8 protein-coding genes and 1 pseudogene are annotated in these 10,630 nt (G+C 72.7%); 3 read left to right on the top strand and 6 right to left on the bottom strand.

What is annotated here, in order from left to right; genetic code table 11:
* Positions 1-52: 52 nt before the first annotated feature.
* Positions 53-775 (bottom strand): aspartate/glutamate racemase family protein, encoded by a 723-nt coding sequence (locus ACFO3J_RS23375; RefSeq protein WP_386432442.1) that lies wholly within the window; start codon positions 773-775, stop codon positions 53-55.
* Positions 776-786: 11 nt separating this feature from the next.
* On the bottom strand, positions 787-2,289 hold the full coding sequence (locus ACFO3J_RS23370; protein ID WP_386432439.1) for an NCS1 family nucleobase:cation symporter-1: 1,503 nt from the start codon (positions 2,287-2,289) through the stop codon (positions 787-789).
* A 237-nt stretch (positions 2,290-2,526) separates the two neighbouring features.
* Here ACFO3J_RS23370 and ACFO3J_RS23365 point away from each other — a divergent pair, with 237 nt between their 5' ends.
* Positions 2,527-3,213: a GntR family transcriptional regulator gene (locus ACFO3J_RS23365; protein ID WP_386432436.1), complete on the top strand. Its 687-nt coding sequence runs from the start codon at positions 2,527-2,529 to the stop codon at positions 3,211-3,213.
* 271 nt (positions 3,214-3,484) lie between these two features.
* Here the strand turns inward: ACFO3J_RS23365 and ACFO3J_RS23360 are convergent.
* Positions 3,485-4,282, bottom strand: a pseudogene (locus tag ACFO3J_RS23360) (aminoglycoside phosphotransferase family protein); the annotation flags it as partial.
* 184 nt (positions 4,283-4,466) lie between these two features.
* Between ACFO3J_RS23360 and ACFO3J_RS23355 the strand changes: the two are divergent.
* Positions 4,467-4,607, top strand: a complete 141-nt coding sequence (locus ACFO3J_RS23355; RefSeq protein ID WP_386432433.1) for a hypothetical protein — start codon at positions 4,467-4,469, stop codon at positions 4,605-4,607.
* 238 nt (positions 4,608-4,845) lie between these two features.
* Positions 4,846-6,519 (top strand): esterase-like activity of phytase family protein, encoded by a 1,674-nt coding sequence (locus tag ACFO3J_RS23350; protein ID WP_386432430.1) that lies wholly within the window; start codon positions 4,846-4,848, stop codon positions 6,517-6,519.
* A gap of 57 nt (positions 6,520-6,576) precedes the next feature.
* Here ACFO3J_RS23350 and ACFO3J_RS23345 read toward each other — a convergent pair whose 3' ends face one another.
* From ACFO3J_RS23345 to ACFO3J_RS23335, 3 genes are all read right to left on the bottom strand, one after another.
* Positions 6,577-8,409: an ABC transporter ATP-binding protein gene (locus ACFO3J_RS23345; RefSeq protein WP_386432427.1), complete on the bottom strand. Its 1,833-nt coding sequence runs from the start codon at positions 8,407-8,409 to the stop codon at positions 6,577-6,579.
* Positions 8,410-8,577: 168 nt separating this feature from the next.
* Positions 8,578-9,834 (bottom strand): ricin-type beta-trefoil lectin domain protein, encoded by a 1,257-nt coding sequence (locus tag ACFO3J_RS23340; RefSeq protein ID WP_386432425.1) that lies wholly within the window; start codon positions 9,832-9,834, stop codon positions 8,578-8,580.
* Positions 9,831-10,427 (bottom strand): type VII secretion system-associated protein, encoded by a 597-nt coding sequence (locus ACFO3J_RS23335; RefSeq protein ID WP_386432422.1) that lies wholly within the window; start codon positions 10,425-10,427, stop codon positions 9,831-9,833. The genes ACFO3J_RS23340 and ACFO3J_RS23335 overlap by 4 nt, the downstream gene beginning before the upstream one ends.
* Positions 10,428-10,630: the final 203 nt, after the last annotated feature.

Here is a 10,630-nt window from a genome sequence, read left to right as displayed (position 1 = left end):
CCGCCGGTCTCCCCGGCGGCCCCGCGCCCGCCCCCGCTCCGGGCGGCGCCGCCTACCCGGCGCCCGGCGGGTGCCAGGTGCGGTGCTTCGGGAGGGGTTTGGCGTAGCCGCCGACCCGGCTGGTGGTCAGGCCGAGCGACACGAGTGACTCGGCGAGCCGGACGGCGGCGCCGACCCCGTCGACCACCGGGGTGCCCAGCGCGGCCGACACGCCGCGCTCCAGCCCGGTCATGCCCGCGCAGCCCAGGACCAGGACCTCGGCGCCGGCCGCCATGGCCCGGCGGCCCGCGGCGACGAACGCGCTCGTCGTGCGGTCGCTGTCCTCGTCCAGGTCCAGGACGGACAGCCCGGTGCCGACCACGGCGGCGCAGTTCTGACCGACGCCCGCGGTGTGCAGGCTGTCCTGGATCTGCCCGGTGGTCCGGTCCAGCGTGGTGACGACGCCGAACCTGCGGCCGAGCAGGCAGGCCAGGTGGGCGGCCGCCTCGGTGATGTCGACCACGGGTACGTCGAGCAGTTCGCGGGCGCCCTCGCGCCCGTGCTCGCCGAATCCGGCCATCACCACCGCGTCCACCGGGCCGTCCAGCCGCCGCAGCAGGTCCAGCACGGCCGCCGCGGACAGATAGCTGTCCAGCCAGCCCTCGGCCGATTCGGGCCCCCAGTCGGGGGTGTGGCCGGTGATCAGGGTGCCCGGTCCGGCGGCGGACCGGGCACCCCGCACGATCTGCTCGGTCATCGCCGGCGTGGTGTTGCAGTTGGTCACTGCGATCCGCACGGCCCGCGGCCTCAACCCGCGGCCGGGGTCGCCGTCGTAGCCGCCGGGGGCGCCGCCTCCGCCGTCGCCCGCTCGGCCGACCGGCCGCGGTTCAGGGCCAGATAGAGCGCCGCCGCGCTCGCCGTCCCGATGAACCACGAGTACGGCGCGGTCTGCGAGAACGTATGCACCAGGGCGATGACGGCACTGACCGCCGCCGTCGGCACGAAGGCGCCGACCGCCCGGAGGTTGACCCCCTTGTGGTAGTGGTACGGGCCGTCCGGACCGGCGTCGAAGAGTGCGGGGACGTCGATCCGGCCGCCCTTGACCAGGTAGTAGTCGACCATGATGATGCCGAACAGCGGGCCCAGGAAGGCGCCGAGGCCGCCGAGGAAGTAGTTGACGACGTTCGGGTTGGAGTAGAGGTTCCAGGGCGTCACCAGCAGCGCCGCCACCGTGCTGATCAGGCCGCCGGCCCGGAAGGTGATCCGCTGCGGCCAGACATTGGCCAGGTCGTAGGCGGGCGAGACGAAGTTGGCCACGATGTTCACGCCCATGGTGGCGATGGCGAAGGTCAGCGCGCCCACGACCAGCACCGCGGTGTTGCCCACCTTGGCGATGAGCAGCGCCGGGTCGGTGATCGCCGAGCCGTAGACCTTGATGCTGCCGGCGGTGACGATCACCGAAAGCAGCGCGAACGCCGATGAGTTGATCGGCAGCCCCCAGAAGTTGCCGCGCCGCACGGTGCGTTCGTCCGGGGCGAAGCGCGCGAAGTCGCAGAAGTTCAGCATCAGCGTGCCGTAGGTGGCCAGGATCAGGCCGATCGCGCCGAACCACTGGCGGACCTGCTCGGCGGTGGACACCGGATGCGGGGTGCGGGTGAGCGGGATGCTCCAGTGGGCCTTGGCCAGGATCCACACCGCCAGGGCGATCATCACCACCCAGATCGCCGGACCGCAGAAGTCCTGGAAGCGGCGGACCGACTCCATACCCCGGCTGATGATCAGCGCCTGCACCACCCACAGGGCCAGGAACGACGCCCAGCCGAGCGCGTTCAGCCCGAGGAAGCTGTGGTGCGTCCAACCGGCCAGCCCCGGCCGGGCGGTGAGCAGCAGTACGTCGATGGCGACGGAGGCCAGATAGGTCTGGATGCCATACCACATGATGGCGATCACGGCCCGGATCAGCGCGGGGATGTTCGCGCCCCAGACGCCGAAGCTGATCCGCGCCACGACCGGGAACGGCACCCCGGTGCGCTGGCCGATCCGGCCCATCAGATTCATCCCGACGAAGATGACGGCGAAGCCGACGAGCAGCGAGGAGAAGATCTGCCACGCGCTGAGGCCCAGCACGAGCAGGCCCGCGGCGAAGGTGTAGTTGCCGAGGTTGTGCACGTCGGACATCCACATGGCGAACAGGTCGAAGGAGTGCCAGTTGCGCCGGGTGGCCGGCGCGAGGTCTTCGTTGGTGAGCCGGGGGTCGGGCGAGCCGGGCAGACCGGCGCCGGGCGGGTCGGTGAGGTCGGTGACGGACACGAGTACCTCCGCGGGGTGAGCGGGAAACGGGGGAGGAGTACCAGCCGACGCGGCTTTGGTATACCAAAACCGTGTCGCTCAGGATTGCCCGCCGGAGGACTACTGGGGTGTCGTGCACGCAACAAGCGTGTTACGCGTCCCGGGGCCTCGCCGGCCGAGGTGCGGGGCGCGATACCGCCCGGCGGCCCGGATAGGCTGGTCACGCCTCGGGCGGGGCGCCGACCAGGGAGTGTGCGGATGGGGGCGGGGCGACCCGGGGGTTCACTGGGCGCGGCGCGTGAACGCGTACTCGCCGAGCTGCGCCGCGCCATCGTGGCCGGCGAACTGCGCCCCGGCGACCGGCTGGTCGAGCGGGACCTCGCCGAGCGCTTCGACGTCTCCCGGGTGCCGGTCCGCGAGGCGATCAGGGCGCTGGTCGCCGAGGGTTTCGTGGTGGCGGAATCACCCCGGCGGCTGGCGGTACGACGGCTGGCACGCGCCGACGTCGAGGAACTCTTCGAGCTGCGCGAGGCCCTGGAGGTCTACGCCGCCGGCCTCGCCGCGGAGCGGGCCAGCGCCGCCGACCTCGCCGAACTCACCGACATCCTCGGGCGGGCGGCCCGGGCCACCGCCGCGCTGGACGCCGAGAAGATCGTCGAACTCAACACCCACTTCCACGATCGTGTCCTGGCGATGGCGGGCAACTCCCTGCTCACCGCCGCCCTGGAGCCGGTCGAGGGCCGGCTGCGCTGGCTGACCCGGCAGAACGACGCCTGGCCCCAACTCCTCGCGGAACACCGCGAACTGGCCGCGGCCGTCGCCTCCCGCGACCCGGCCCGGGCCCGCGCCCAGGCCCTCGCCCACGTCCGCGCCAACCGCCTGGTCACCCTGCGCGCCCTCTTCGGCGCGGCGCCCCCGCCGGGCGGGCCTACAGGTGCTCCGTGAGCAGTGCGGCCAGGTGGTCGGCGCATGGGACGAGGGGGTCCGGGTGGGGGCCGCCGCCGAGGTGGCGGCGGTGCCAGAAGGCGGTCTGGACGGCTTGGAGGTGGGCCCAGGGTCTGTCGTTTGGATCTCCGTGGGTGGAGGAGCGGTGTCCGGTGCGTGCAGCTGCAAGGCGGAGGAGGGAGGCGACGCGGAGCGTCGTCGACCGACGAGAACGCGGCAGATGTGCGTGCCGGGCGCCGCGACGCCGCGGAGATCCGAACGACAGACCCTAGCGGTAGGTGCGGGCGGGGTCGAGGTCGGCGGCGGCGGGGAAGACGCGCAGGGTGCGGTGGACGGCGGCGGGGAAGTCACCGGCCCGCAGCAGGGCCGGGGCGCGGGACTTGAGCAGGGTGCCGGCGTCGTAGGCGGGGTCTCCGGCACAGCCCTTGGGGTCGACGGCCAGCCAGGGTTCGCGGTCGGCGGGCAGGATGTTGCCGGGGTGGAGGTCGCCGTGGACGAGGGTGTCCGGCTGGAGGCGGCCCAGCTCGCGGACGGTGGCCAGCGCGGCGGCCACCGTGCGGGGCGAGAGGGGGTGCGGCAACTCCGCCGCGTCCTTGCGGAGTTGCGCCTCCCAGGCGTCGGCCTGGTCTGCCAGCCTGGGTAGATGGGGCGGCGCGGGGACGGCCAGCCGGTGATTGAGCCGACCCGCGACGGCCGCGACCTCGTCGGCGTCCTCGACCTCCGCCAGGGTCGATGTCCCGGCCCGTTCCAGCAGCATCGCGAAACGGTCGTCGGCGCGTTCGTACAACCGGACGGCGCCGCGCCCCTCCCAGGCCGCGAAGGCCTCGGGCTCATGGACGTTGCCCGGGTGCGGGAAGGACACCTTCAGCACGGCGGCGCCCTCGGCGGACCGCCGCAGCACCGGGACGACGACGCCGACAGCCCCGTGGGTGACCCGGCCGTCCGGCACGCATCCCCAGCGCTCCATCAGGCCGTCCACGACGGCGGGCAGCTCGGCGAGCCACGCGGCCCCGCGCTCTCCCTCGCGCTCGACGGTGCTCCGCGCGAACGCCTCCGGTATCGCGATCATCCCGGCACCCTACGCGCCCACCGCGTCCCGGCGACCCGCGGCCGACCCCCATCGGCATCCTGATCCGTCGGCTACGATTCCAGCTATTTAGCCACGACAACAAGGTTGATGTAAATTGAAGAGCGAATCACAGGGCGCTATTACGGCGCGTCAATGCGTGGCGGCCGTGCTGCTCATAAGCGGCATGATCTCCATTGCGAAAAGCTCCGACACCCAGACCGCTTTCAAGGTGATCTGGATAACGGTAGGCGTCCTGTCCATGGCCTGGGAAGTCCAGCTGCTGGTCCGCCGGACGACCGTCAAGCGCCGCAGCCGCAAGAAGTAAGGCCAGGCAGACGGACATACGGCCCGGAATCGTCCCGGCCCGCGGCACCGCGCGGGCCGGGGGCGGGCGCCCGGTCGCCGCGCCCGGGACAGCTCCCCGCCATCACCCATCCCAGCGACCCCACGCTTACCAATGAAGACGCCGAAAGTCGAGAGCAAACGAAGAGCCGGTGCTTTGTGAACCGAGGGTTCACCCGGGATCGACGCGAAGTTCACCCGTGAGAGACAGGTTCAGAGGCATGACTTCACGACCCTTCTCCCGCAAGCGCACCCGGATCGCCGTCGCGATCGGTGCCACCGTCGCGGTGGTGGGCGCGGGCACCGCCGCCGCCCAGGCCCACGGCTGGCTCTCGGCCCCCTCGCACGACTTCGGCGCGACCGCCGACTCCTTCTCCGGGCACGGCACGGTGACCGGCGATGTGCTGCGGAACGACTCCGGCGCGACCGCGGTCGTACGGCACACCGACCCGTCCGACGGCACCGCGACGGTCAACGCGGACGGCACGTTCACCTACACCCCGAAGGCCGGCTTCAAGGGCACGGACACCTTCACCTACACGACGACCGACGCCGTACAGCTGTTCAAGGACACCCAGGCGAACGGCGCCCCGCTGCCCCCGCTCGGGAAGGTGGCCGGCCCGGGCGGCACCACCACGGAGATCTCCGGTGAGGGCTTCGGCTCCTCGCTCGCCCCGGTACCGGGCAAGTCGGGCTACTTCTACGGCCTCACCGACCGCGGCCCGAACGCCGACGCCCCCGACGGCAACAAGTCCGAGATGGTCACCGACTTCACGCCGGAGATCGGTGAGTTCAAGCTGGTGGGCGGCAAGGCCGAACTGCTCAAGAAGGTCACGCTCAAGGGACCGAAGAGCCTCGGCGGCGTGAACTACAGCGGCCGCCCGCCGCACGACACCAGCGAGGTGATCGACGACGTCGCCGCGACGAACGCCAACGGCGGTACGCCGACGCCCGTCGCCAAGGACCCGTACGGCTACGACTCCGAGGGCCTGGTGGCGCAGCCCGACGGCACCTTCTGGGTCTCCGACGAATACGGCCCGTACATCACGCACTTCGACGCGAACGGCTACGAGCTGGGCCGGCTCACCCCGTACAAGAACAGCCCGGACAACGCGTACCACAAGATCCTCGGCTACCTGCCGGCCGAGTTCGCCGACCGCCTGAAGAACAAGGGCATGGAAGGCCTGACGATCACGCCGGACGGATCGACGCTGGTGGGCATCATGCAGTCCGCGCTGCAGCAGCCGGACCTCGGCAGCACCAAGGCCGGCAACGTCTCGCCCACCCGGATCATCACGATCAACCTGCGCACCTACCAGTCCAAGCAGTACCTCTACCTGCTGGACAACCCGGCGACCACGGGTGACGCCAACAGCGAGATCACCGCGCTGTCCAGCACGAAGTTCCTCGTCGACGAGCGCGACGGCAACTTCGAGCCGTTCGCCCAGAAGACGCTCTACGAGGTCGACACCAATGGCGCCACCGACGTCAGCGGTCTGACCGTCGGCGGCAAGTCGCCCGAGGCCTTCGTCGGTACGGACGGCACCAACGCCGCGCTGGCCGCGCTCACCGGCGCCGGGGTGCATGTCGCGCAGAAGCAGCCGTACCTGAACGTCGGGACGCTGGTGAGCCAGCTCGACCCGACCGGCGCGTTCTTCGCGCACGACAAGGTCGAGGGCGTCGCCACCGCCGACGCGGGCAAGACGGTGTACCTGTCCAACGACGACGACTTCGCCATCGACACCATCGCGGTCGACCCCGACGGGAAGTGGACCGTGCACCAGAAGGTGCTGCCGCCCACCGGCCGGAGCGACAACGGCGAGATCCTGAAGGTCGACACCACGAAGCTGCCGGCGGTCCTCAAGACCGTCACGGTGACGATCCACGTGCGCTGACCCGCCGAGCGCCGTCGGGCCGTCCACCGCAGTGGGCGGGCCCGGCGGAGGCGCGGATCACGGGCCCTTGACCGGGCTTTCCACGCCCTGAGCGCCCTCGGTGCCGTCGAGGAAGCCGCCCGACTGGTGCTGCCAGAGTTTCGCGTAGGCGCCGTCCGACGCGAGCAGCTGCCGGTGGGTGCCCTGCTCGACGATCCGGCCCCGGTCGAGGACCACCAGCCGGTCCATGCTGGCCACCGTGCTCAGCCGGTGCGCGACCACCAGCGCGGTCCGCCCCTCCATCAGCCGCCACAGCGCCTGCTGGACGAGGATCTCGCTCTCCGAGTCCAGCGCGCTGGTCGCCTCGTCGAGCAGCAGGATCGGCGCGTCGCGCAGCACGGCCCGGGCCAGCGCCACCCGCTGGCGCTGACCGCCGGAGAGCTTGACCCCGCGTTCGCCCACCATGGTGTCGAAGCCGGCCGGCAGCGCGTCGGCGAACTCCGTGACATGCGCGACCTCGGCCGCGCGGCGGATCTCGGCGGCGGTGGCGTCCGGCCGGGCGAAGGCGATGTTGTCCCGCAGGGTGCGGTGGAACATCGCCGGGTCCTGCGGCACATAGGCGATCATGCTGCGCAGGTCGGCCTGGCGCAGCCGGCTGATGTCCTGGCCGCCGATCAGGATCCGGCCGGCGTCCACGTCCGTCATCCGCAGCAGCAGCCGGGTGAGCGTGGTCTTGCCGCCGCCGGACCGGCCGACGAAACCGATCTTCGCGCCGCTGGGCACGGCCAGTTCGAGATCCTCGAAGAGCGGCTCCGCGCCGTTGTGGGCGAAGGTCACCCGCTCGAAGCGGACATCGGCGCTCCGGGACAGCAGCGGCTCGGGCAGCGCCGGGTCGAGCACGGTCGGCGGTCTCAGCAGCAGCTCGGTGAACTGCGCGGCCTCCGTCATCGAGCTCTCCAGCCGGCGGTAGATCTGGTTGAACTCGAACATGACCCGGGTCGCGTTGGTGTAGTACGTGAACGCGACCACGACCTCCTCCACGCCGTGCCGGCCGCCGCCGAGCGCGATCGCGAGCAGCAGGCCCAGCGCGTTGGTCAGCACGGACAGCGGTGCGACCAGCGTGTCGATCCGCAGATTGCCGTAGTCCCACGACCGCAGCGTGAGCCGCCGCGACTCCGCGACACGGGACCGGTGTTCGGCGGCCTCGGCCTCCTCGGCGGCGAACGCCCTTACCGTGTCGATGTTCAGCAGGCTGTCCGCGACATGGCCCGCCACCCGGGCGATCGCCTCCTCGCGCCGGCCGACGAGCGCCTGGCGGCGGCGGATGAGGGGCGTCACGCCCAGCGCCGTCAGCCCGATCATCGTCAAGAGCCCGACCACGAGCAGCGGTTCGTACTGCCACAGCACCACCGAGCCGAACGCCAGCGGTACGAAGCTGCCCACGACCGAGAACGTCAGCGTGTCGATGAACTCCTCGAAACGGGACGCGAAGCTCAGCACCCGCTTGGTCAGCGACCCGGCGAAATTGTCGTGGAAGAACGCGGCGTCCTTGGCGAACAGCTCGTCCATACCGATCACGTACAGGTGCTCGATGCCGAGCGCGTCGAGGCGGTTCAGGCAGTGCAGGCCGAGCCGCCAGAACGTCTCGGCGAGCAGCAGGACGGCGGCGAAGCCGATGACGTACGGCAGCGCCGGGCCGACGGCGATGCCGGCGTCGCCGGCGATCCGGCCGACGAGCTTGGCGACGACCAGCGGCGCGATGTAGCCGATGCCGATGTTGCCCAGGGCCGGCAGCAGCATCGCCGGCACGGTCAGCCGGCGCAGCCGGGTCAACTCCCGCCCGTAGTACCGCAGTGCGAGGAACACCGAGCCCCGGCCCGGCGGCCTCCCGCCCCGTTCAGGTGATCCCATGCCGTCCTCACCCCGCGTGGTCCGAACCCCCGCACGCTGGGTGGCGAGGCACCCGTGTTACGGGTGGGGCAGGAACGGCAGTGTCCCGTGCGGGCGTGGGCGGCGTCCAAGCGTTTTCGCTTGATGTGGGCGTTTCCGGTCATGCCGGGGGCCGGGACACCCGTGGGGTCAGGCGCTGGCCCACTTCTGGTTGGAGGTGCCCTCGCAGGTCCAGAGCTGGAGGCCGGTGCCGTTGGCGGTGAGCTTGTCCTTGACGTCGACGCACATGCCGATCGCGGTGTTGACCAGGTCGTGGGCCTTGTTGAGGTTGAACTGCTGGGCCCAGCCGCCGTTGCAGTTGGCGAGCTGGATCACGGTGCCGCTATCGGTGGAAGCCCCGGCGATGTCCAGGCACTTGCCCATCGAACGGACCGAACCGTCCGAGGCGAACTGCCACTTCTGGCTGGCGGAGCCGTCGCAGTCCCAGATGTCCAGCGGGGTACCGTCCTTGGACTTGCCGCCGGTGACGTCGAGGCAGCGGCCGGCCGAGTAGCTGCGGATGCTCACCCCTTTGACGACCGGGGTCGTCGCGGCGTGGGTGGCGACGGTGCCGGTGCCGGTGCCGGTGCCGCCGGCGGCCGGCTTGGGCGGCGGAGCCGCGGTGGTCGCCCGGCTGCGCGGGGTGGCCGGTGTCGCGGCGTGCGTCGCCGGCGGCCGGGCCGCTCCGCCGGCCGGCTGCGCGGGCGGCGCACCGCCCGCGGCGGGCGGCAGCGCGGGCTTCGGGTGGCCGCCGGTCGCGGGGCTGGGCGGGGCCGGGACCGGCTTGCCGGGCAGGTGGGCGGGGCTGCTCGCGGCGGGGTGGCCCGGGGTGGGCGCCGCCGCGTTGAAGGAGCCGGGCGGGCCGGAGCCGTTGTCGGCGCCGAGGACGGTGTCGGCGGAGGTGCCGGACCCGGCCGTATTGGACCGGCCGCCTCCGTCCCCGCCGGAACCGGCCAGCACCAGCAGCGGCACGGCGATCAGCAGCGCGCCGAGGAAGGCGGCTCCGGCCAGCAGCTTCTTGGTCGGCCGGCCCGGCCGGGCGAGCAGCGCGGCGGCCGGGCGCGCCTCGGTCGCGGTGGCGGTGGCCGTGGCGGTCCGGGTCTCCGTCTCGGCGGTGGCGGCCGTAGCGGCCGCGGTGTCGGTGGCGGTGTCGGTCTCCTCGGGTCCGTCGTCGTCGGTCGCGGCTGCGTCGGTTCCGGCGGCGTCCGCTGCGGCCTCGGCGTCGGCCTCGACCGCCTCGGGCTCCTCGTCGGCGCCGGGCCCGCCCAGGACGGCCGGGGCGAGCGGCGGAGCGACAGCCGGGGCGACAGGCGCCGCGGGCTGGGGCGGTGCCGCCGCGGGTGCGGCGGTGGCAGCGGCTTCGGATGCTGCGGCGGTGACCGCCTGATCGTTCCGGGCGACCGTCATGATGTCCTTCCAGTGCCGGGGTTGAGGTGATCGGTGATGAGGGAGGTGGCCCCGGCCGGCGGTCCCGCCGGGGCCGCCGCGGCCAGGACCTCGTCAGGTGTGACCACCAGACGTGCCGGGCCCGCGGGATTGACGCAGATGGGGGTGCCGGACGCCGCCAGGTCGCGGGCGAGCGCGAGCACGGAGACGGTGTCGTGGGCGAAGCCGCCGGCGAACACCTCGTGCGGCGCCGCGGAGAACACCGGCACCACCGGCAGGCCGTCGGCCCCGGCCGGCGCGAGCGGCCCGCCGTCCGCCGACCGCAGCACGGTGACCTCGGCGGCGGCCAGCGCTCGCAGCGCGGCGGCGGGCGGACCGTACCCGGTGACGGCGGACTGCACCGCCGCGTCCACCGGGTCGGTCGGCGCCGCCCAGCCCAGGGCCCGGGGTGACGGCCGGTACTCCTCGTTCGGCTGCCACTCCTCGACCTCACCGGTCGGCCCCGACCGCCACTCCCCCACCACCGCCCACACGGGCGGAGCCGCATCGGCCGTCCACGCCGGATCCACCACCCCCAGCCAGTGATCGGGCGCGAGCCGCGCGGCGTCCCGCACATCGTCCGGAGGCTCCGGAGCATCGGTGCGCTCGGCTCCCCCCGAGCGCCGGGAGGACCGGACGGGGCCGGCGGGGCCAGCGGCTCCGGCCAACCCGGCCAGCTCGGCCCTCCCGCCGAACTCGGCAGCTTTGGCGAACTCAGCGGCCTCAGCGGACCTGGCGCCTCCGGCAGACCCAGCCGAGCCGCCGGCTCCGGCGAACT

This window comes from Streptomyces polygonati, assembly GCF_042650325.1.
Classification (GTDB): Bacteria; Actinomycetota; Actinomycetes; order Streptomycetales; family Streptomycetaceae; genus Actinacidiphila; species Actinacidiphila polygonati.
This window is presented reverse-complemented; position numbering and strand designations above follow the sequence as displayed.